This is a genomic window from Vibrio sp. V31_P5A7T61 (genome assembly GCF_009904895.1).
Classification (GTDB): Bacteria; Pseudomonadota; Gammaproteobacteria; order Enterobacterales; family Vibrionaceae; genus Vibrio; species Vibrio metschnikovii.
The window spans coordinates 89,300-112,360 of sequence record NZ_WXWI01000059.1 but is presented as its reverse complement, the minus strand read 5'-3'; the positions used below and the strand labels follow the sequence as shown (position 1 = coordinate 112,360).

Below are 23,061 nucleotides of genomic sequence, written 5' to 3'. Positions count from 1 at the left end.
CGCTGACCTGTTCAATATAATAACCTCTGCTTTTTTTGCTTATAAAATTAACGCCAACCTCACCTAATAAAAGCGCCATCATTAAGATTAACTCTCTATCGTATTGTTTTTTATGGATTATTTCCCCTTGTTGTATTGTTTTTATCCTTAATGGTTGAGTCGTCCTTGTGGCAAGAAAATAATTTTGACGTTTTTAACGAGTCAATTTTTAGCGGAAATGACAATTTTGAACGTTTATCGATGCTCTGTAGGCCAATATCAATTAATGCAATCTTTGATTTCACACAATGATTAGCACTTATTTACAGCGTATTATCCAGTAATAGCAATCCTTCTCATTAACAATATTGTTTGTGTGGCCCCTAATGAAATTGTCTGAATTAAAAGCAGGTGAGTCCGGACTCATCACGGCATTGAATGAACTGTCGATCGATGTACGTAAAAAATTAATGGTAATGGGGATACTGCCCAATACGTTAGTGACATTAATCCGTCGTGCCCCGATGGGCGACCCTTTACAAATTGAAGTTCGGGGTGTGTCGATGGCCGTTCGAGAGAGTATCGCTGCTGCGGTTGAGGTGGAGAAAGCCTAATGCAATATCAAATTTTGACCGTAGGTAACCCCAATAGCGGTAAAACCACCCTATTTAATGGGTTAACGGGAGCAAAACAGCAAGTTGGTAACTGGGCAGGCGTCACGGTTGAGAAAAAGACGGGGCGTTACACACACTCAGGTGATGAATTTTATATTACCGATTTACCAGGCATTTATGCTCTAGATAGTGGCAATGATAGCAATAGTATTGATGAATCCATTGCTTCACGAGCCGTGCTGACTCATCCTGCGGATGTAATTATCAATGTGGTCGATGTCACCAGTTTAGAGCGCAGTTTATACATGACACTGCAGCTACGTGAGTTGGGTCGTCCAATGGTTGTGGTTTTGAATAAAATGGATGCGCTTAAGCGTGAGCGGCAAACCATTGATGTTAAAAAACTAGAGCAAGTATTGGGCTGCCCAGTGTTGGCGCTTTCTGCTAATAATAAACAGCAGGTGATACAGTTCAAACAACAGCTGCATAAGAAGGTTGTGCAAGGCATTGCCTTAAAGCAGTTAGAATTAGACTATGGCCAAGCTTTTGAACAAGCGATTAGTGCACTATTGCCTCTATTTGAGGGACAAGAAGTCTCTGCTCGTTCTTTGGCGATAAGAGCGTTAGAAAACGATCTGATGGTGATCAATGGGTTACCAGAATCAGAACGCTTAAACGTGATCAGTGTACAGCGAGGGTGTGAGTTTGATATTGATTTGCATGTCGCGGATGTTAAATACACATTTTTACACCACTGTTGTCAACAAGTGCGCCGTAGTGAGGGTAAGCTGAGCCACAGTTTCACGGAAAAAGCAGACCAGATCATTTTAAATAAATGGGTCGGCGTGCCTTTCTTTTTTGTCGTCATCTACTTGATGTTTATGTTCTCCATCAACATTGGTAGTGCATTTATCGACTTCTTTGATATTGGGGTTGGTGCACTTTTGGTTGATGGCGGTCATTATTTGCTCGATGATCATCTTCCTATCTGGTTGGTGACATTAATCGCCGATGGTCTAGGTGGTGGTATCCAAACGGTAGCGACTTTTATCCCTGTAATTGCTTGTTTGTATCTGTTCTTGGCTATTTTAGAAAGCTCTGGCTATATGTCTCGTGCCGCTTTTGTACTGGATAAAGTGATGCAGAAAATAGGCTTGCCAGGTAAAGCCTTTGTGCCACTGGTATTAGGTTTTGGTTGTAACGTTCCAGCGATAATGGCGACACGAACCTTAGATCAAGAGCGTGAGCGTAAACTCGCTGCTGCGATGGCTCCTTTTATGTCTTGTGGTGCTCGTTTACCAGTTTATGCTTTGTTTGCTGCGGCATTTTTCCCACAAAGCGGACAAAATATTGTTTTTGCACTCTATCTGCTTGGTATTGTCGCCGCGGTTTTCACAGGATGGGTATTGAAAAAGACCTTATATCCGGGATCAAGTGATAGTTTATTGATGGAGATGCCTGATTATGAATTACCGACGTTACAAAATGTGCTGATCAAAACTTGGCAGAAACTGAAACGTTTTGTGCTTGGCGCTGGGAAAACCATCGTTATCGTTGTGACCATTCTTAGCTTTTTAAATTCGCTCGGTACCGATGGTTCATTCGGTAATGAAGACAGTGATAACTCGGTGTTGTCTAGTGCAGCCCAAGTCGTAACGCCTTTATTTGCTCCAATTGGAATTAATCAAGATAACTGGCCAGCGACCGTTGGGATCATCACTGGTATTTTTGCTAAAGAGGCAGTCGTCGGGACGCTGAATAATCTTTATACCTCGGTCGATGCCGAAGACGAAGAGTTCGATTTATGGGCAAGCTTACAAGAAGCGGTGTTATCGATTCCTGAAAACTTAATGGGACTTAATTTTGCTGATCCTCTGGGTATTGAAGTCGGTGATTTGTCCGACACTAGCGCCTTAGCGGAAGAGCAAGCTGTCGATGCTTCAATTTTTGGTAATCTACAACATCACTTTGTAAGTGGTTATGCGGCCTTTTCTTACTTAATTTTCATTTTGTTGTATACGCCTTGCGTTGCGGCGATGGGAGCTTATGTTCGAGAATTTGGCGCTAAGTTTGCAAGGTTTATTGCGGTTTGGACAATGGGCTTGGCGTATGGTGCTGCTGCGCTCTTTTATCAGGCGACTCATTTCAATGATCATCCTGTCACCAGTTCGCTATGGATTATCGGGATCATTGGTTCATCGTTAGCGATTTATTATTGGCTTAAGAAAGTCGGCCGAGAGTCGCAATCACTACAGGTACAAATGGCATGATTTTATCTGAGCTAAAGCAATGCATTGAACAACAAGGTTATGTGACTCGTAAAGAGCTCGCCCAACGTTTTGCTTTAAGTGAAGATGGTGTCGATGCGATGCTTGAAGTGTGGATAAAAAAAGGAGTGATTTCACGCTTAATTGATACCAATGCGGCTAATTACGTTACTCGTGTGCGCTATTGCCCAAACCGAGTCAATGGATTATCGATGACGGTCACGATGTAATGGATGAACGCCATCGCGAATGAAATAACAAAGCCGTACTGTCGATGTACGGCTTTTTTGTCAATGAATGTTTTGAGGTTAAACTTTAGAGAATAAGTGGCTCAGCGCTAAGATACCTTGCAAACGAGTTAACATTGCTTGTTGCTCAACAGCGTCGCGTTGCTGCCCGTTGGTATTTCCCCATATTGGTCCTGGCCAAGCACAGTCACTGGTAAAGCGTGCAATATGATGGATATGCAATTGGGGCACAATATTACCGAGTGCACCGAGATTAATTTTATCGGGTTGAAACAAAGCTTCAAGCGTTTGACTGACGGCTTGAGATTCCAGTAAAAACTGCTGTTGTTCGGGCATCGGTAAATGATGCAGCTCTTTCAGATGTTCTCTTTTAGGTACTAGGATCACCCAAGGTACCGCTGATTCTTTATGTAATAACGCAACACACAGTGGGAAGTGGCCAATAATATCAGTATCTTTTGCCAGTTGTGGGTGAAGTTCAAACGGCATCGCTATTCTCCATTAGAGATGATTTTTCGATGTAATAAAGGCTGACATCACGCCAGCCTTTTTTAGATGTATTTTAATCCGTCATTTTTGTCGTTGACGATAAGTTTCTCGTTACATCCGCTCTAGAGTATTAATACCTAATAGGTCCAAACCTTGTTTGATGGTTTTTGCCGTCAGCGCGGCGAGTTTTAAGCGGCTTTGCTTGCTCTCTTCATTACTGGCAACCAAGATTGGACAAGCCTCATAGAAACTAGAGAATTGACCGGCTAATTCAAATAAGTAACTGCACATGATGTGCGGCTGACCTTCGCGGGCCACCGCTTGTACCGCTTCTTCAAACTGCAGCAGTTTAGCAATTAAGGCTTTCTCTTTTTCTTCACCAATGATGATCTGGCCACTAAGCGCATCCATAGAGATACCCGCTTTAGCGAAGATAGAGGCAACGCGAGTGTAAGCGTACTGCATATAAGGCGCGGTATTACCTTCAAATGCCAGCATATTATCCCAATCGAAAATGTAATCGGTAGTGCGATGCTTAGAGAGGTCGGCATATTTTACCGCAGCCATAGCGACAGTGGTTGCAATGCTGTTTTTCTCATCAGCCGTTAAATCTGGGTTTTTCGCTTCAATCAGTGCCGCTGCACGCACTTGCGCTTCATCGAGAAGATCGGCAAGACGCACGGTTCCGCCCGCACGAGTTTTAAACGGACGCCCATCTTTACCCAGCATCATGCCGAACGCGTGATGTTCAAGTGACACATGTTCAGGAATGTAGCCCGCTTTACGTACGATAGTCCACGCTTGCATGAGGTGCTGATGTTGTCTGGAGTCGATGAAGTACAACACTCGGTCCGCGCCAAGTGTTTCATAACGATATTTTGCACAAGCAATATCGGTAGTGGTATACAAGAAACCACCATCACGCTTCTGGATGATAACGCCCATTGGCTCACCATCTTTATTTTTGTATTCATCTAAAAAGACAACTTGAGCGCCGTCATCTTCTTGAGCAATGCCTTTTTCTTTTAGATCAGCGACGATACCCGGTAGCATATCGTTGTACATGCTTTCGCCCATGACATTATCACGTGATAATGAGACATTGAGGCGGTCATAGTTTTGTTGGTTTTGAATCATGGTCACATCGACCAGCTTCTTCCACATCTCTAGGCAGAAAGCATCACCACTTTGCAGTTTCACCACGTAGTTACGTGCTTTAGCGGCAAATTCTTCATCTTCATCGTAGAGCGTTTTTGATTCGCGATAGAAAGCTTCTAAATCGGCCAGCTCCATTGAAACCTCACCCGATTGCTGCTGGACTCGCTCAAGGTTGGCAATCAACATACCGAACTGAGTACCCCAGTCACCGATATGGTTAGCTCGAATCACGTTATGGCCTAAAAACTCCAGCGTACGAACGACGGCATCACCGATGATTGTCGAGCGTAAATGACCCACGTGCATCTCTTTTGCCACGTTAGGGGCAGAGTAATCAACGACAATAGTTTGTGGTTCCGCTTTGTTGACGCCGAGATGAGCATCAGCGAGGGCTAATTCGGCTTGCTGAGCAAGAAAGGTCTCACTCAAGAAAATGTTAATAAAGCCCGGGCCCGCGATTTCGGTTTTACTGGCAATGCCATCGAGATCCAAGACATCAATGACCTTCTGTGCGAATTCTCGCGGATTCATCCCTAACTGTTTAGCGACGCCCATCACGCCGTTAGCTTGATAATCACCAAATTGTGGTTTTGCAGATTGACGAACTGCTGCAGGGCTTCCTGCAGGTGCACCAGCGGCTTCAAGAGCCTGAGAGACTTTATCATTAATCAGTGCTTGAATATTCACACGCGTGTCCTTTGATTCTGGAAACTGGTTTGGTATGCATTTTATTCACTACGGGGTAGCGAGTGCATATCTCGATTCTGTTGATAATTTACGGACCATAATAACAATTTTATGGGGAGGCACATAGGGCGAAAATTAGGTATTTTTCTACTTTAACGAGGAATCTTGATACTATCAGCTGAAAATACCGATTTTGGATGATTATTATGTCTGAATTACTCATCAATTCTGGCCTTCACCCTGAGCAGATGAAAAGTGAAGTTGATGATTTCATGGATAAAATTCATGAATTATGCAAGATCTTACACATTGATATCTCATCATTAGCGATTGATCATATCGCGCTTAGAATCAATCAGTGGCCATTGGCGCAAGCCGCTCATCAAGCTTGGTTAGAGTATGGTTCCTTACTCTCTGAAGCGAAGATCAACGGTCGACCCATCGTCGTATTGGATTTGTATCAACCTATCGTTCATAAGCAGTGGTCGATAGCGTGCTTAGAACTGCCTTATCCTGCCGAAGGAAAATGTTACCCAACACAAGGTTGGGAGCATATTGAATGTGTTTTTCATGCTAATGCTACAACCGCACAGGCGTATCTGCAGGCTATTTTGCAACATTTTCCTGAATTAGCGGAACATTGGGATTCATTAGCGGCATTAGGGGTTAAGACAAAACTTTCTCATCCACAAGGTGAAGGTGAGCGGCTTGCAAACCCAACCGTTGCTTTTAAATGGCAGGGAGTGTGCCTTAAACTGCATCCTCACAGTTTAAGGCAAGTGATTGAGTCCGAAAGATTAACCTAAATCATACACTTTTGGGCGTAATTGAAACTCTGCTATTGAATCAATTGGTTGCCCTAGTGTGAAAGGCGGAGCGTGGTGGTGGGCTTGTCCTTGGGTATGCATAATTAAACGGTTGGCCGTTCTGGGTTTTAATTGATTGACCACAAAGCGGATCATATCAGAACGACTGAGGCGTTTGAGCTCTTCTAGGACCGTCTCACGTTGATCAAAGCTCCAGTCTTTATTACCGATTGCTACCCATAATCGTTGCGCTCGGCTTCTTAAGGTTGGATCGGCAGCGGCGATTTGGTTCCATAACCCTCGTTTACTGCTGTGCCATTGATATTCGTTTAATTCGAGCAATACCATGTAAAAAGCGTTTAAAAATTCATCGATTGAATTGATCAGTTCAATCGGTGCTGCATGCGGAGATTGAACGTAAAGGACAATGCCAGGGTGACGGTTAAGGGGCATGTTGCCAGTGCCCACCATATAACCGAGCTGCTGCTTGGTCCGTATTTCATGAAAAAACGTCGCTGACATTAGATGATTAGCGAGTGAATACAGGGCGATACTACGGGGCTGACTATCTGGCGATTGGTAATACACCACCACGGCAGAATCATCTTGATTGCAATGAACTTCATGTTGAAAAGATCCATGGTTGCCCAGCGTGATCAACGGGCGTAACGCTTCTTGATAAGCTTGATCGTTCACTCGTAAGGCCGTTTTTAGCATTTCGCCCAGGGTCAGCGCTTCTTGGGCTAACCAATCACCATACACGAACATCTCAACATGCAGTTTGGAGAGGATTAACTCAACAAAGGGCGCAAGATGCTCAAGCTTGATACTTTCGAGAGCGTTAAGTAAATCACTATAGGGAGGATTATTCGGTTGCAGTAATCCGGTCATCGCATTAAATAGCTGTGAAATAGGACGATCATGCGCTGCATTACGCCAGTTACGATGTAATTGCTGTTTAATCGTGGCAAAACGCGCTGGCTGAAAGTCACGTTGAGAAAATTTATCCAAAATCATCTTCATCAGTTGCGGTTGCTTTTGACTAAAGCCAGAAAGAGAGAGGGTAACACCGCCTTGATGGGCATAAAGGTTATAACTCATGCCGGCGATTTCCGCTTGATAGGTTTGGGTGGCTAAACTATCTAAGAACATCTCTACACATAAGCGAGTCATAACGATGTGACGAGTGCTTGATACGGCATGAGGGCTATCGATGGCCATATAGATCACACCTTTCGGAACCTGAAATTCAGTGTCTTGTTGATGCCATAATCTAAAGCCGGGTAATTCTTCAATAATCTGTGGTTGCGCAGTAGGATTGACAAACGGCTTGGGTTCTAATTGTTCGCAAATAAATGGGTTTTTACCGGGTAATCTCACTGGAAAATCAGTGACGATCGTGTGGTATTTAGTTAATTGCTGTTGAGTAAAGGGGCGACAAGCATAAGGCGTTCCATACCACTGTGCATTACGATCATAGCTGAGTCCTTGAGCGACTAAGGTTGCTCGTAAGTTCTCTGGTACCAGATAGCTGAGAATAGTGTTCAGTAAAGGTTCATCATAGGCTTGCATCATGTAATCACCATACATGATGTCCTCAGGCTGGTAATGTTGCATATTGATCACTAAGTGGCTGACAATATCGAGAGGGCGTGAGGTTTCTTGAAAACGGAAGACGGATTCAAGAACGGCTCTTTTTTCTAGATAGCGCCACTCATTAAGCCCTTCACGGCCAATCAGCGCTAAAGTTTGAAACAGCATCTGAATAATATCATCAACGTGCTCAATGCCTTGCTGAGTTAAGGTGCAACTGATAGCAAACTCTCGGTAATTGCTGCCGCTGGCTCCCCCTCCCGCAGAGAGGGATGTGATCCAATTGCGCTCTCTTAATGCCAATAATAAGCTGCCTTCCCCTTCATAACCCAATAAATGGGCAAAATAGGAGAGGGGTTTGTATTGATAATAGGCATCCGTACTCGGCATTGGGAAACTTAAGATCAGCTTGCGGGTTTCTTTTAATGGCTCAACATACAGCCATAATCCGGTATGTTTTTGTTCAACAAAGGGTTGCTGAATATTTTTATCGGCTTGTTGAGTATTAATAATGGTGGCAAAACCTTGTTCTACCGAGTGTTGTAACTCATCCAGTGATTGTGGGCCAACGATTGCTAGTGTCATGATATCAGCTGAGTAATAAGCTTGATAAAAAGCGATCACTTCATCACGAATGGATTGGCCGTTTCTATCGGCGAGAGTCTGTTGATTACCGACGGAAAATTTAGCAAAAGGGTGAGCTGGATTAATGGTTTCTTTGTGGACTTGATATAAACGTCTGGAGTCATCGTTTAATTTCATCTTAAATTCAGAATCAACTGCTTGACGTTCTTTATCTAGGGCTTCAGCATTGAATAGTGGGGCTAAAAAAAACTGACTGAAACGATCCAGTGCTTTGGCAAAGGCATTAGGATCGACATCAAAAAAGAAGCAACTATGCTCTGTTCCTGTCCAGGCGTTGTTGCTTCCACCGTGCTGACTAATAAAATTTTGAAACTCGCCTACTTTAGGGTATTTTTCAGTCCCTAGAAACAGCATATGTTCTAGATAATGTGCCATGCCAGGTCGGTCACTAGGATCATCAAAATGACCCACTTTAACCGCCAATGCCGCTGCGGATTTCTGTGCATCAAGTTCATGGATCAGTAAAACACGTAATCCATTGTTTAACGTGAGATAACGATAATGATGATTATCATTGGGGCTTATATGCACAGAGGGTCTCCAAACGGGAAATGAACAGTAAGTATGGCGCTGAAACCACAGCCTGCCAATTGACGGTGAGTAAATTTTTGAACAAACGGTCATTTTCATCGTGATAACAACTTTTTAGCAGAGTGTTAGCTTCATCGATGTCTTTAAGCCGTAGACTGTTATAATCATGACTATGGTCAATATGCCCTAGCAAAAAAGAGCATGCCGACAATAGGTTAATAGGTAAAAATATGAAAATTGTGATTATGCGTCATGGAGAAGCTGAACATTATGCGGACAGTGATGCAGAACGAGCGTTAACCGAAGCAGGACAAACAGCGTCTGCTGCGGTTGCTCGTGTGTTTGCTAAGCAGTCAGGATTAGACCAATTTGATAAAGTATTGGTGAGTCCTTACTTACGCGCTCAGCAAACTTGGCAGGCCATCTCGGGATATTTTTCGGTGGCTAAGGTAGAGACCTGTGACGATATTACGCCTTATGGTCAAGCTGAAGATGTGTTTGAGTATCTTGTGGCTCTGATTCAAACGGAACAACTCGAGACACTGCTGATTATTTCTCATTTGCCTTTGGTCGGTTATTTAGTGGCGGAATTGGTCGCCGGTCTCCCTGCGCCGATGTTTCCTACCTCTGGCGCGATCGGTTTAGAGTTTGACCCTGAGACAAGGCAAGCCAGTGTATTGTGGAATGTTTATCCCTAATCGGCACCAATAATTGTTGTCTATCACCCAAACAACTGGACGCTGAAACTTCATGTTGTTTGGGTAGTAAGCTGCCTTGGGTTTCAGGCAGCTTTTTTTATCATTCACTATGCTGATGAGGCAGATCTATTCTGATGGTCATGGTGAAGAAGATCGTTATTAAGATGAATCGTCATATTCTTGACATATACAACTGGACTAAAACTTGCATCTTTGCTGCTCGGTAGGATCTCGTATACCGTTTTGTCGTAACTTTCCATTAACTTATTACTTGCAGGCCTATGAAATTTACGCTGCCATTTGCTCATAAATTACCTAAGATTCCACAACGCAGTCTTCCTGCGATTGGTGCGCCAGTCATGGTACTGGCTACGTTGGCCATGGTGGTCTTACCGATACCTGCGTTTTTACTCGATTTATTTTTTACCTTTAACATTGCGTTATCGATGGTCGTGTTATTAGTGACGGTCTATACCCGACGCCCACTCGATTTCGCTGCCTTTCCAACTGTATTGTTAATTGCCACGTTATTACGTTTAGCCTTAAACGTGGCTTCAACTCGTGTGGTGTTATTGCATGGACATGAAGGTTCTGGTGCGGCTGGTAACGTTATTGAAGCCTTTGGTAGCGTAGTTATTGGTGGTAACTACGCGGTTGGTTTGGTGGTGTTCCTTATTCTAATGATCATTAACTTTATGGTCGTCACCAAAGGTGCGGGACGGATTTCAGAGGTGAGTGCACGCTTTACTCTTGATGCTTTACCCGGTAAGCAGATGGCCATTGATGCTGATTTAAACGCTGGTCTGATTGATCAAGAGCAAGCGAGAACTCGTCGTTTTGAAGTAACCAAAGAAGCGGATTTCTACGGGTCAATGGATGGTGCTTCAAAATTTGTTAAAGGTGATGCCATCGCCGGGATCTTGATTCTGTTCATCAATATTGTCGGTGGCTTAATTATCGGGATGATCCAATACGACCTGAGCTTTAGCCAAGCAATGGAAATCTATATTTTGTTGACCATTGGTGACGGTTTAGTGGCACAGATCCCTTCGTTACTGCTTTCTATCGGTGCGGCCATTATGGTTACTCGCCAAAATACCGATGAAGATATGGGTGAACAGCTCATTTTCCAGCTGTTTGATAATCCTAAAGCCTTAACCATCACCGCGGGCATACTTGGCATAATGGGGGTTGTTCCTGGTATGCCTCATTTTTCTTTTTTACTACTTGCTGTTTTAGCAGGGGGCGCGGCTTATTGGTTGCAACGAAAACAGGCAAGAGAGAAAGAAGAAGCGAAGTTGCCCGTTAAAGCCGAAGGCGACGCTCCGACATTACGTGAATTATCGTGGGATGATGTACAGCCTGTCGATGTTATTGGTCTGGAAGTTGGCTACCGTTTGATCCCCTTAGTCGATAGAGATCAAGGGGGCGAACTGCTGGAGCGTGTTAAAGGGGTGCGCAAAAAACTGTCACAAGATTTTGGTTTTCTAATTCCTCCGGTGCACATTCGCGATAATCTTGAGCTGACACCAAATAGCTACCGAATTACCCTCATGGGCGTCGCGGTGGGCGAAGCTGAAATTAGACCCGATCAAGAACTCGCCATTAACCCAGGGCAAGTGTATGGAATGATCGACGGTGAACACACTTACGATCCCGCTTTTGGTTTAGAAGCAGTGTGGATACGTGAAGAGCAGCGAGAGCATGCTCAAGCACTGGGTTACACAGTGGTTGACGCCTCTACGGTATTAGCGACACATTTAAGCCAATTGCTCACCAATAACGCTGCACAATTAATTGGTCATGAAGAAGTACAAAACTTACTTGAGCTACTTGGACGGACGGCACCGAGATTAGTCGATGGTTTTGTCCCTGATCAGTTATCGTTAGGCGTTGTGGTGAAAGTATTACAAAACTTACTCAATGAAGCGATCCCGATTCGAGATATCCGCACGATTGTTCAAACCTTGTCTGAATATGCGAGTAAGAGTCAAGAACCTGACATTTTGACCGCTGCGGTGCGTATCGCATTGAAACGATTAATTGTTCAAGAAATCAATGGTATAGAGCCAGAGTTGCCGGTTATCACGCTGATCCCTGAGCTGGAACAGATATTGCATCAAACTATGCAAGCTTCAGGCGGAGAGTCTGCAGGCATTGAACCTGGTTTGGCGGAACGTTTACAAATGGCGCTTAGCCAAGCGACTCAAGAGCAAGAGCTTAAAGGGGAACCCGCTGTATTATTGACTTCAGGCGTCTTGCGTTCAACGTTAGCCAAGTTTGTCAAAAATACGATTCCAAATCTCAGAGTTCTCTCCTATCAAGAGATCCCGGATGAGAAACAGATTCGAATTGTACAGGCAGTGGGTAACTAACCACTTTAACCAACAGTACGGATATCTGCCTTGAAAATTAAACGATTTTTTGCGAAAGACATGCGAATGGCGCTGCTGCAAGTGAAAGAAGAGCTTGGAGCGGACGCGGTGATCATGTCGAATAAAAAAGTCGCAGGAGGTGTCGAAATTGTCGCCGCGGTCGATGCGGATTCAGCTTCATCTGCCCCTGCAGCGACGAAACAGTATCGTGCTTCGCCTGCTCAGTATGATAATCGTAAGCCAAGCCCATCAACACGCAATAGCGCAAGAGAGCTGGAAGACGACCGAGTCAGCTTAAAAGCCAGCAATGCGAATGGCGCTTCTATGACTCAGCGTTTTGCCAGCATGCTGAAACAGTACAGCCAAACACCAGATACCGAACATCGCGCCGAAAATGAAGACTCATTAACGGCCTTGTTGCAGCGCAACCAGACCAAAACGGCCCCTAATCGACAATTGGCGAATGAAAGCGCACTCGCAAAGTTAATGGCCGAAGAGAATCCCACTCCTCGTCAACGCCCACGTCTAGACTCTTCGCGTTACGAACCGAAACGAGATAATGAGCCAACATTAACTCAACAAGAGTTAGAGAGCATGCGCGAAGAGATGAACTCGATTCGTCGCTTGCTTGAGCACCAAGTGTCGGGGTTAATGTGGCAAGAAGTGGAACGTCGCGAACCCTTGCGAGCGATGTTGATTAAACGTTTAGAGCGAATGGGCCTCTCTTTGGAATTGGCCGATCAATTAGCCTGTTATATCCCTGAAGAAACACCACCACCGAAAGCGTGGAAGGCGTTACTTGGCTTAGTCTCTGATCAAATTCCTGTGGTGAAAAAAGACATCTTACAACGCGGTGGTGTCGTTGCTTTACTTGGTCCCACTGGGGTTGGTAAAACCACAACGGTCGCTAAATTGGCAGCTCGTGCGGCGATGGAGTATGGCTCAGATAATGTGGCATTAATAACCACCGATACTTATCGAATAGGCGCTCATGAACAACTCTCGATTTATGGTCGAATTATGGGATGTCCAGTAAGAGTTGCTAAAGATTCCAAAGAGTTAGCCGATGTAATTCATCAGTTACGTAATCGACGCTTGATCCTTGTTGATACTGCGGGAATGGGCCAGCGTGATGTACGTTTATCTGAACAATTGGATACCTTAATGCAAGAGAGTGATGAAGTGATTCACAGCTACCTTGTATTACCCGCTACAGCACAGCGTAAAGTGCTACAGGAAACCATTGAGCACTTTCGAAGAATTCCTCTTTCTGGGTGCATTATGACTAAGCTCGATGAGTGTTTGAGCTTGGGAGAGTTTGTCAGTGTTGTCGTTCAAAATGCGTTACCCGTTGCTTATATTGCCAACGGACAACGCGTACCCGAAGACATAGTGATTGCTCAGCCAAAGTACATGGTGGCAAAAGCAAATGAGTTACTAGAGAAGTCGACAGAGAATGAACCTCATTACTGGAATAGCGATTCAGAGAGATTCTAGGCGGCGGACAAATATGACGAATAAAATGATATATGATCAAGCAAGCGGCCTACGCCGTTTAACTCAACCTTCAGTCACGAAAGTGATCGCCGTAACCGGTGGAAAAGGCGGAGTTGGCAAGTCTAACGTAGCGCTTGGTATGGCTATCTGTATGGCCCGCCAAGGAAAAAAAGTCATGGTGTTGGATGCCGACTTAGGATTAGCTAATGTTGACGTTATGCTAGGGATTCGGCCTAAACGTAACTTAGGTCACGTATTAGCAGGTGAATGTGAATTAAAAGACTCCATTGTTGAAGGTCCGCATGGTATAAAAATCATTCCTGCGACATCCGGTACTCAATCGATGACCGAGTTAACTCATGCTCAGCATGTCGGGTTAATCAGAGCGTTTGGTTCACTTGAAGATGAGATGGATATTCTACTGGTTGATACCGCTGCAGGGATTTCTGACATGGTCGTGAGTTTCTCTCGTGCGGCGCAGGATGTGGTTGTGGTAGTATGCGACGAACCGACTTCTATCACCGATGCATATGCCTTGATCAAACTTTTGAGTAGAGAACATCAAGTTGAGCGATTTAAAATTGTCGCTAACATGGTGAGAAGCTATCGTGAAGGGAGAGAGTTATTCGCAAAATTGACTTTAGTCACAGAGCGATTTTTAAATGTCGGGTTAGAACTCGTCGCCTGCATTCCTTTAGACGATAATGTACGACAGGCAGTAAAAAGACAGAAAATTGTCGTTGATGCTTATCCTCGCTCTCCAGCTTCATTGGCCATTAATTCATTAGCCAATAAAGCACTCACTTGGCCAATACCACGTACGCCAAGTGGTCATTTGGAGTTTTTTGTAGAGCGACTGCTTAATCGAACTGAACCAGTAGAGGAACCTTTTGGTGAATAAAGCGCTGACTTACGATCAATACGGTAATATGACTAGCCAGAAGCTATTTCTGGAAAAATATGCTGTATTGGTTAAGCGTATAGCTCATCATTTAATCGGGCGTTTGCCACCTAGCGTACTTATTGAAGATTTAATGCAAGCTGGCATGATCGGCTTGCTTGAAGCGCAAAAAAATTACGATGGAAGTAAAGGGGCAAGTTTTGAAACCTATGCAGGGATTCGAATTCGTGGTGCAATGTTGGACGACATTCGCCGCGGAGATTGGGTTCCCCGCTCGGTTCACAAGCATAATCGAGAGATCAGTCAAGCTATCGCGATATTAGAGGGTGAATTATGTCGCGACCCAAGTGATGCAGAAATTGCGCAGCATTTAGGGATGTCTCTTGAACACTATCACAACGCATTAACGGATATTAGTTGCTCAAGGATAGTGGGTATCGAAGATCTTGGCGTATCGGATGATGCTATTTCGCCATTGGATGATGCGGAGGACAATGCCCCTTTTCAGGGGGTGGCCGACGAATTATTCCGTAAAGCATTGGTTGAATCAATAAAATCACTTCCAGAACGTGAAGCTTTGGTACTTTCGCTCTATTATGATGAAGAGCTAAACTTAAAAGAAATCGGTGAAGTAATTGGCGTGAGCGAGTCCCGCGTGAGTCAAATACTGAGCCAATCTATGCAACGTCTGCGAACTAAGTTGAGTTCTTGGACACAAAACGACTAAATATCACTGACTTTGAACTCAGTGGAGGCAATTTTGAATAAAAATATGAAAATCCTTATTGTTGACGATTTTTCAACAATGCGCCGTATAGTAAAAAACCTACTTCGTGATTTGGGTTTTAATAATACCCAAGAAGCGGACGACGGTTTGACGGCGTTGCCAATGCTAAAAAAAGGTGGTTTTGATTTTGTGGTCACTGACTGGAACATGCCGGGTATGCAAGGCATTGATCTGCTCAAAAATATTCGCGCAGATGCAGAGCTTAAGCACTTACCTGTACTGATGATTACCGCAGAAGCCAAGCGTGAGCAAATCATAGAAGCTGCTCAAGCGGGGGTTAATGGCTATATCGTGAAACCATTTACGGCTGCTACGCTAAAAGAAAAGTTAGATAAGATTTTTGACCGCCTATAATTTTAAAGCACGGGTCAAAAGTTCATTGAGAATTTTTTGCATGTAAGCGGCAACGTTAATCGTACAAAAAATAGTCAGCGAACAGGTATTTATCCATTATGTGAGCAAGGCTAAGACAGGATGATTTCATTAGAACAAGCAAAAGAACTCGTTCAACTATTAGAAAATGGTCAGCAAGATAGCGCCAATACACTGGTTCAACAAGTGTATGAATCTGAAGGCAATCCAATGCTAAAGGAGATCGGCGTATTGACTCGCGATCTGCATGATTCTTTGCGCCAGTTTCAAGTTGATGAGCGAATGAGTCAAATTGCTAACGACGAAATGCCTGATGCCAGAGATAGATTGCATTATGTCATTGATAAAACTGAAGTCGCTGCCAATAAAACAATGGATGCGGTTGATCGCTGCTTACCGATAGCCGACAACCTACATGGAAGTTTGCTACTCATTCGACCACAGTGGAATGCGCTTATGCGCGGTAAAATTGACTTGAATGAATTTAAAGCACTTTGCCATCGTATTGATGATCTTCTTTCGCAAATAGAAGGCAATAGTAGTGAGCTTCGAGGGCAATTAACCGAAATTTTGATGGCGCAAGATTTTCAAGATTTAACGGGACAAATTATCCGCCGAGTGATCACCTTAGTCAATGAGGTGGAAGGTCGCTTAGTAGAGATCTTGACCGTATTTGGTAAAAATCAATTACAACAATCAGGAAAAGTTGAAAAAGCACCTTGTGAGCCAGAGGGACCAATCATTAATCCTCATGAGCGTACAGATGCAGTTTCATCGCAAGACGATGTCGATGATTTATTATCGAGTCTTGGATTTTAGGGGTAAAGTATGAGCTACGATTTAGACGACGACATTCTTCAAGACTTTCTGGTTGAAGCTGGCGAGATTCTCGAGTTGTTATCAGAACAGCTAGTAGAGTTAGAAAATAACCCACAAGACCGCGAACTTCTTAATGCCATTTTCCGCGGTTTTCACACTGTAAAAGGCGGCGCTGGCTTTCTCTCGCTCACCGAACTGGTAGAAACCTGTCACGGTGCAGAAAACGTGTTTGACTATTTACGTAATGGTCAACGTAGTGTCAACGCTCGTTTGATGGATGTGATGCTACGTGCTTTGGATACGGTGAATGAGCAGTTTCAAGCGGTACAAAATCAAGAGCCATTGCAGCCAGCTGATCCGATCTTAATTCAAGAATTGCATGATATGTGTAAGCCTGAATCTGAGGATGAACCTGAAGGTGCGGCGTCGGCTGACACGGTTGAAGACATCGAACCTGAAGCTGACTCCGAATCTCATGTACCAGCGCCTTCTGAAGATGTGACCGCTCAAGCCTCGAGTAACGCTCATATCGATGCTAACTCGATTGATGATATTAGTGATGATGAGTTTGAAAGCTTACTTGATGAGTTGCACGGTAAAGGTCGTAGTCCTGGTGCGGAAAAGGCGGCCAGTGAAGCTGCCAAATCTCAGCCATCACCAGCATCAGCACCTGCTGCTTCAGGTGATATTACTGATGATGAGTTTGAAAAATTACTTGATGAGCTGCATGGAAAAGGCAAAAGTCCCTCATTACATGGTTCTGGAGAAGCCCCCTCTCCAACGGTATCGTCACAACCCGCGGTAAAAGCAACACCATCGAATGTGAACGCTAATGGCGATATCATGACCGATGAAGAGTTTGAACGTTTATTAGATGAGTTACACGGCAGTGGTAAAGGACCATCGATCGAAGAGCTAGAAATGGCTACGCGCCCAGCGGCAGCCAATGCTACTCAGGCAGCAAAAACCGCTGCACCAGCCAGTCCATCTATTGAAAAGAAACCAGTAGAACAACCTAAGCCTAAAGCTGCTGCTGCCCCTGCCGCTGCGCCAGCACCAGCTAAACCTGCCCCAATCGCTAAGGCAACGGATACCAACTCAGACAAGAACGAGCTAGTTGCTGCTGGTTCTGGCGGTGCTAAAAAACCTCAAGTAGAGGCGTCAGTTAGGGTAGATACCTCGACGCTTGATACCATCATGAATATGGTGGGTGAGTTGGTATTAGTGCGTAACCGACTGTTGAGTCTTGGCCTTAATAGTAATGATGAAGAGATGTCTAAAGCGGTCTCTAATCTTGATGTGGTGACGGCAGACTTACAAGGCGCGGTAATGAAAACGCGCATGCAACCGATTAAGAAAGTATTTGGTCGCTTCCCTCGCGTTGTTCGTGATTTGGCTCGAACCTTGAACAAAGATATTGTTTTGGAGTTGAAAGGGGAAGAAACCGATCTGGATAAAAACTTAGTAGAAGCGCTTGCCGATCCATTGATTCACTTAGTACGCAACTCCGTTGACCATGGTATTGAAATGCCCGACGACCGTGTTGCGGCAGGGAAACCGCGTACGGGTAAAGTTATCCTCTCTGCGTCTCAGGAAGGCGACCATATTGAGCTGGCGATCGTTGATGATGGCGGTGGTATGGATCCCGATAAACTGCGAGCGATTGCGGTTAAACGTGGCATGATGGATGAAGATGCGGCTTCTCGATTGACGAATAAAGAGTGTTTTAACCTGATTTTTATGCCGGGCTTTTCCAGTAAAGAGAAAATTTCTGATATTTCTGGACGCGGCGTAGGGATGGATGTGGTTAAAACCGCGATTAATACCCTTAACGGTTCGATTGATATTGATTCTGAACTCACGAAAGGGACCAAAATCACCATTAAAGTTCCGTTAACTCTGGCTATTTTGCCTACGTTAATGGTGGGAGTGGCAGGTCATCCATTCGCTTTACCGCTCGCGAGTGTTAATGAAATCTTCCACCTTGATTTACGCCGGACCAATATTGTCGATGGTCAGCTAACGATTATTGTGCGTGAAAAATCCATTCCGTTGTTCTATCTACAAAATTGGCTAGCCCCTCAGGCGGGTAAAGTCGAGCCTCGTAAAGGCCATGGCCATGTAGTTATTGTACAAATTGGTAACCAACGCGTTGGCCTAGTTGTGGATACATTAATTGGCCAAGAAGAGGTGGTGATTAAGCCTCTCGATAAATTGTTACAAGGTACGCCTGGTATGTCTGGTGCTACGATAACCAGTGATGGTCATATAGCCTTGATACTTGATGTCTCTGATTTACTTAAGAAATACGCAGCTGCTTCGCGTATCTAGTGGTCGATAGACCACCCAAATGATAAGGGTAACTATGCCGATTAAAGTCTTAGTTGTTGATGATTCAAGTTTCTTTCGACGCCGAGTGAGTGAAATCATCAATGCTGAATCGCGCTTAGAAGTGATTGATGTGGCGACTAATGGCCGAGAAGCTGTCGATAAAGCCATGCGTCTAAAACCAGATGTCATCACCATGGATATTGAGATGCCGGTGATGGATGGAATTAGTGCCGTACGTGAGATCATGGCTAATAATCCAACGCCAATTCTAATGTTTTCATCGCTGACTCATGATGGTGCCAAAGCGACACTGGATGCGTTAGATGCTGGCGCTTTAGACTTTTTGCCGAAAAAATTTGAAGATATAGCCCGCAATCGAGAAGATGCAGTCACTTTATTGCAGCAACGAGTGTTACAAATTGCGGCGAAACGCAATTTTATGCGTCGTCCGGTGGTCACCAGTAGTGTCACGTCCTCGAACCTTGCCTCGCGCTCGTCATCTGACTCATCAGCGTCAGCTCAGGGACGAGTGGCAACTGCACCTTCAGCATTATCACGCTTTAAAGCAACCGGTAAAAAGTACCAATTAACCGCGATTGGTACGTCAACCGGAGGCCCCGTTGCGCTACAGAAAATCTTAACTAAATTGCCGGCTAATTATCCTCATCCGATCATTTTGATCCAACATATGCCAGCCACCTTCACTGGTGCTTTTGCAAGTCGCCTGAACTCTTTGTGTAAAATTCAGGTGAAAGAAGCCGAAGATGGTGATGTTCTTAAACCGGGTACCGCTTATCTCGCCCCTGGCGGTAAACAGATGATGTTAGATGGTCGCCCAGGAGCGGCCAGATTACGCATTATTGATGGCGGAGAACGGATGAACTACAAACCGTGTGTTGATGTGACATTTGGTTCTGCCTCTAAGATTTTCGGGGATAAAGTCTTATCGATGATCCTCACAGGGATGGGGGCTGATGGTCGCGAGGGTGCTCGTATGTTGCAATCTGCTGGAGCAACAGTTTGGGCGCAAGATGAAGAGAGTTGCGTTGTTTATGGCATGCCGCAAGCGGTTTCCAAAGCGGGAATCTCATCTGAAGATTTGCCCTTGGATCGCATCGCAGAACGTATGCTAATTGAAGTTGGCTTGAGTTAAGGAAACGTTAATGATTGTTTGGAGTGTGGCAAACCAGAAAGGAGGCGTAGGTAAAACTACTACGACCATTACCCTTGCTGGCTTATTAAGCCAACAAGGTAAGCGCGTTTTGCTGGTCGATACCGATCCCCATGCATCATTAACGACTTATTTAGGCTATGATTCTGATGCCGTGCCAACGAGCCTTTTTGATCTATTTCAGTTACGCGAGTTTAATGAACAAAATGTCGAGCCATTAATCTTACGTACCGATATTGAAAATATGGATCTGATCCCTGCTCATATGTCATTAGCTACCTTAGATCGAGTTATGGGTAATCGCAGTGGTATGGGATTAATACTTAAACGTTCATTGCTTGCTCTACGCCATCGTTATGACTACGTATTAATTGACTGCCCTCCGATTCTTGGGGTGATGATGGTGAATGCGTTGGCGGCGAGTGACCGTATTTTAATCCCAGTGCAAACTGAATTCTTGGCAATGAAAGGATTAGAACGCATGGTCCGTACATTAGCGATCATGCAAAAGTCACGCAATCGCGAGTTTAAAGTCACCATTGTGCCTACGATGTACGACAAACGAACTCGTGCGTCATTACAAACTTTGACTCAGCTAAAGAAAGATTACCCTGAACAGGTATGGGCATCTGCGGTTCCTATTGATACTAAATTCCGTGACGCAAGTTTGAAGCGTCTACCCGCTTCTCATTTTGCAGAAGGAAGCCGAGGAGTGTTTGCTTACAAACAGCTGTTACTCTTCTTAGAGAGGTTGGCTATCGATGAGTAACTCCTTACTATCTAGCGAACAAGCACTGGATGATTACTTCGCGGCTCTACTAGAGGAAGAGCTGGATGAGCCGAATTGGCAAGATGGTCCTTTTTCGACCACGCTTATTAGTCATTCAATAGATGATCCTCAACCTCAACCTGCTCGCCAGCGGAGTGCAGAAAGCTATATCGATCAAGAATTAGTCGAATTTGAGTTGCCTAATTTAGATGACGTACAACGCTTGCTGAGTCAATTAGAGAGCAGTAATCCTGTCGCTGAGCTTGATCTTGAAGTGGTTATGGCAGAAAACACCACTCAAATTGCTCAAACGGTTACTGAGACGGTAGTGGAAGAAATTCAAGAATGGGATATTGAAGAGACGCTTGTTGAGTCTGATCCTGTTATCACGATTGAAGAGCCAGAGCTGTTTGTTGAGGAACCCTCTTTACAGCCTTTGGAAGCAGAGCCTGAGGTGATCATCGAGCCGGTTATGGCAGATGACACGTTAGTGACCGAGGACACACAACCTGATCCATTCGGCATTGGACAGTGGCAATGTCCGATCCGTGAACAAAATTTTCAAGTTTTGTATTTTGATGTTAACGGAGTGACTTTCGCCGTACCACTGGATGAGTTAGGTGGTATTCATCGTAAAGCTACGTTGAACCATCTGATTGGACGACCAGCATGGTATTTAGGCTTACAAACTAACCGAGATTCACAGTTGGATGTGGTCGATACGGCGAAATGGGTAATGTCTGATAAATTAGCGGATGATACGTACAAAAAAGACTATCAATATATAGTCATGTTAGATAACAGCCTGTGGGGCTTAGCTTGTACTAAACTATTAGGTACTGAATGGTTAAGTAGCGATAAGGTACGCTGGCGAGAGCAAGTGGGCAAACGACCTTGGCTCGCAGGAATGGTTAAAGAAAAAATGTGCGCTTTGATACACGTTCATGCATTAATCGCTATGCTTAATGCAGGTCTTGATGTCCAAGCGCTCGATAAATAATACATATTTTGTCGGTCACGACTTAAAGAGGAAAAGGTATGTCTGAAGTAGAAGTGAGAAAAGAACACTCAAATGATGAAGTGCTTCAGTGGGTAACATTTCAATTGGAAGAAGAGACTTATGGCGTCAATGTGATGCAAGTCCGCGAAGTGTTACGTTACACCGAGATCGCACCCGTCCCAGGGTCGCCTGACTATGTTTTAGGAATTATTAACCTACGTGGTAATGTTGTCACCGTTATTGATACACGTTCACGTTTTGGTCTGATGCAAGGTGAAATCACCGACAATACACGAATCATTGTCATTGAATCTGAGCGTCAAGTGATTGGTATCTTAGTCGATAGCGTTGCTGAGGTGGTTTACTTACGTTCATCGGAAATTGATACCACGCCAAGTGTCGGTACAGAAGAGAGTTCTAAGTTTATCCAAGGCGTGAGTAATCGTGATGGAAAACTGCTTATTTTGGTTGATCTCAATAAACTGCTATCGCAAGAAGAGTGGGACGATATGGCTCATCTCTAATGAGTGATTTTTTACACTTTACGCCTTCTGTCCTTGCAGGGGGAGCGGCGTTCATTGTTGTACTATTAACGCTTGGGTTGTGGTTTTTGCGCCGTTCATTAACTCGCCAAGGCGATTATTTTCGTCAACAAGTTCGCCAGCTTGATAAAGAGTTGCAAAAAGCCACCAAGCAGTTGTTAGAAGTGCGTTCTGCTGCAATCGGCCTTGGGCAAAAAGTCACAGGGCAACAAGAGATCATCGTTCACTTAAGTGAGCGTCTTAAGCAGTTAGAAAATGTTGATACCGATGCCCGCCTATACAGTCGGGCAAGTAAAATGGTCAAGTTAGGCGCTGACATTGATGAGCTTATCGAAGAGTGTGAGTTACCTAAAGCCGAAGCGGAATTAATGTTATCATTGCAAAAAAAATTGGCCGGTAAAGAATCTATTCCACCTTTAAGTAGCGATCCGGAAGGGCGCATGCCTGCTTCTAATACGGGTAAAAGACCGACTCGTAAATCTTCTCTTTAAATAAAAGTCAAATGAGAGTGTTACACTTTCTTTTGGCTTTTATTTTCGTAAACCATTATAAGAAGTTTGCTTACTATCGTCTCATAGGCGGGATTTTGGCCGTTTTTTCATCGATAATGTTCAGGTTAATAACGAGTTTAGCGCTAATTCTATTTTGTCTCTGGGATGCTGTGTTAGTATCAACGGTTTTGAATAACTCATTAATCATTTTTATTGGTTACTAAAAATGATTAATAGCAATCGACGCTTTTTGTTTACTGATGACCGAGCGTTAATATTCTGGTTACATCA

General features: G+C 44.3%; 20 protein-coding genes. 17 read left to right on the top strand and 3 right to left on the bottom strand.

The window, feature by feature from the left end; genetic code table 11:
- The first annotated feature begins 365 nt into the window (after positions 1–365).
- From CAG58_RS13745 to CAG58_RS13735, 3 genes are read left to right on the top strand one after another with little or no spacing between them, the layout of a single operon-like run.
- Positions 366–593, top strand: a complete 228-nt coding sequence (locus CAG58_RS13745) for a FeoA family protein (protein WP_154170489.1) — start codon at positions 366–368, stop codon at positions 591–593.
- Positions 593–2,863 carry a Fe(2+) transporter permease subunit FeoB gene (gene feoB, locus CAG58_RS13740; protein WP_161426683.1) on the top strand — a complete coding sequence of 757 codons (2,271 nt, stop codon included), beginning with the start codon at positions 593–595 and terminating at the stop codon, positions 2,861–2,863. Before CAG58_RS13745 ends, feoB begins: the two co-directional genes overlap by 1 nt.
- On the top strand, positions 2,860–3,090 hold the full coding sequence (locus tag CAG58_RS13735) for a FeoC-like transcriptional regulator (RefSeq protein WP_154170493.1): 231 nt from the start codon (positions 2,860–2,862) through the stop codon (positions 3,088–3,090). The genes feoB and CAG58_RS13735 overlap by 4 nt, the downstream gene beginning before the upstream one ends.
- Before the next feature lie 78 nt (positions 3,091–3,168).
- Here CAG58_RS13735 and CAG58_RS13730 read toward each other — a convergent pair whose 3' ends face one another.
- Positions 3,169–3,597 carry an HIT family protein gene (locus CAG58_RS13730; RefSeq protein ID WP_158138752.1) on the bottom strand — a complete coding sequence of 143 codons (429 nt, stop codon included), beginning with the start codon at positions 3,595–3,597 and terminating at the stop codon, positions 3,169–3,171.
- 111 nt (positions 3,598–3,708) lie between these two features.
- A complete protein-coding gene (argS, locus tag CAG58_RS13725) occupies positions 3,709–5,442 on the bottom strand; it encodes an arginine--tRNA ligase (RefSeq protein WP_154170497.1) in 1,734 nt (577 codons plus the stop codon).
- 206 nt (positions 5,443–5,648) lie between these two features.
- On the opposite strand from argS, the gene CAG58_RS13720 reads away from it, so the two are divergent.
- Entirely contained in the window at positions 5,649–6,248 is a 600-nt protein-coding gene (locus CAG58_RS13720; protein ID WP_161426684.1) for a VOC family protein, read from the top strand.
- Here CAG58_RS13720 and CAG58_RS13715 read toward each other — a convergent pair.
- On the bottom strand, positions 6,240–9,017 hold the full coding sequence (locus CAG58_RS13715; RefSeq protein ID WP_161426685.1) for an insulinase family protein: 2,778 nt from the start codon (positions 9,015–9,017) through the stop codon (positions 6,240–6,242). The two genes, CAG58_RS13720 and CAG58_RS13715, sit on opposite strands and share 9 nt — an antisense overlap.
- 230 nt (positions 9,018–9,247) lie before the next feature.
- Here CAG58_RS13715 and sixA point away from each other — a divergent pair, with 230 nt between their 5' ends.
- The 13 genes from sixA (at position 9,248) to CAG58_RS13650 (ending at position 22,770) form a co-directional block, all read left to right on the top strand.
- Positions 9,248–9,715: a phosphohistidine phosphatase SixA gene (gene sixA, locus CAG58_RS13710; RefSeq protein WP_154170503.1), complete on the top strand. Its 468-nt coding sequence runs from the start codon at positions 9,248–9,250 to the stop codon at positions 9,713–9,715.
- 281 nt (positions 9,716–9,996) lie between these two features.
- A complete protein-coding gene (gene flhA, locus CAG58_RS13705) occupies positions 9,997–12,090 on the top strand; it encodes a flagellar biosynthesis protein FlhA (protein WP_158138749.1) in 2,094 nt (697 codons plus the stop codon).
- A 30-nt stretch (positions 12,091–12,120) separates the two neighbouring features.
- Positions 12,121–13,587: a flagellar biosynthesis protein FlhF gene (gene flhF, locus CAG58_RS13700; protein ID WP_161426686.1), complete on the top strand. Its 1,467-nt coding sequence runs from the start codon at positions 12,121–12,123 to the stop codon at positions 13,585–13,587.
- A 13-nt stretch (positions 13,588–13,600) separates the two neighbouring features.
- Positions 13,601–14,488 (top strand): MinD/ParA family protein, encoded by an 888-nt coding sequence (locus tag CAG58_RS13695; protein ID WP_040904164.1) that lies wholly within the window; start codon positions 13,601–13,603, stop codon positions 14,486–14,488.
- Positions 14,481–15,215 carry an RNA polymerase sigma factor FliA gene (locus CAG58_RS13690; protein ID WP_040904165.1) on the top strand — a complete coding sequence of 245 codons (735 nt, stop codon included), beginning with the start codon at positions 14,481–14,483 and terminating at the stop codon, positions 15,213–15,215. The genes CAG58_RS13695 and CAG58_RS13690 overlap by 8 nt, the downstream gene beginning before the upstream one ends.
- A gap of 45 nt (positions 15,216–15,260) precedes the next feature.
- The gene (gene cheY / locus CAG58_RS13685) at positions 15,261–15,629 is read left to right on the top strand and encodes a chemotaxis response regulator CheY (protein WP_040904166.1); all 369 of its coding nucleotides are present in this window, start codon (positions 15,261–15,263) and stop codon (positions 15,627–15,629) included.
- 120 nt (positions 15,630–15,749) lie between these two features.
- Entirely contained in the window at positions 15,750–16,466 is a 717-nt protein-coding gene (locus CAG58_RS13680) for a protein phosphatase CheZ (RefSeq protein WP_004394818.1), read from the top strand.
- Between the two features lie 9 nt (positions 16,467–16,475).
- Positions 16,476–18,797 carry a chemotaxis protein CheA gene (locus tag CAG58_RS13675; RefSeq protein WP_161426687.1) on the top strand — a complete coding sequence of 774 codons (2,322 nt, stop codon included), beginning with the start codon at positions 16,476–16,478 and terminating at the stop codon, positions 18,795–18,797.
- A 34-nt stretch (positions 18,798–18,831) separates the two neighbouring features.
- Complete coding sequence (locus CAG58_RS13670; RefSeq protein ID WP_004394820.1) at positions 18,832–19,950, top strand: protein-glutamate methylesterase/protein-glutamine glutaminase; 1,119 nt, start codon at positions 18,832–18,834, stop codon at positions 19,948–19,950.
- Positions 19,951–19,960: 10 nt separating this feature from the next.
- Positions 19,961–20,737, top strand: coding sequence for a ParA family protein (locus CAG58_RS13665; RefSeq protein ID WP_004394821.1), 777 nt, complete (start codon positions 19,961–19,963; stop codon positions 20,735–20,737).
- On the top strand, positions 20,730–21,737 hold the full coding sequence (locus tag CAG58_RS13660) for a chemotaxis protein CheW (protein WP_004394822.1): 1,008 nt from the start codon (positions 20,730–20,732) through the stop codon (positions 21,735–21,737). The genes CAG58_RS13665 and CAG58_RS13660 overlap by 8 nt, the downstream gene beginning before the upstream one ends.
- A 38-nt stretch (positions 21,738–21,775) precedes the next feature.
- Entirely contained in the window at positions 21,776–22,261 is a 486-nt protein-coding gene (locus CAG58_RS13655) for a chemotaxis protein CheW (RefSeq protein ID WP_004394823.1), read from the top strand.
- On the top strand, positions 22,261–22,770 hold the full coding sequence (locus CAG58_RS13650; RefSeq protein WP_040904167.1) for a DUF2802 domain-containing protein: 510 nt from the start codon (positions 22,261–22,263) through the stop codon (positions 22,768–22,770). The genes CAG58_RS13655 and CAG58_RS13650 overlap by 1 nt, the downstream gene beginning before the upstream one ends.
- The last annotated feature ends 291 nt before the right edge of the window (positions 22,771–23,061 follow it).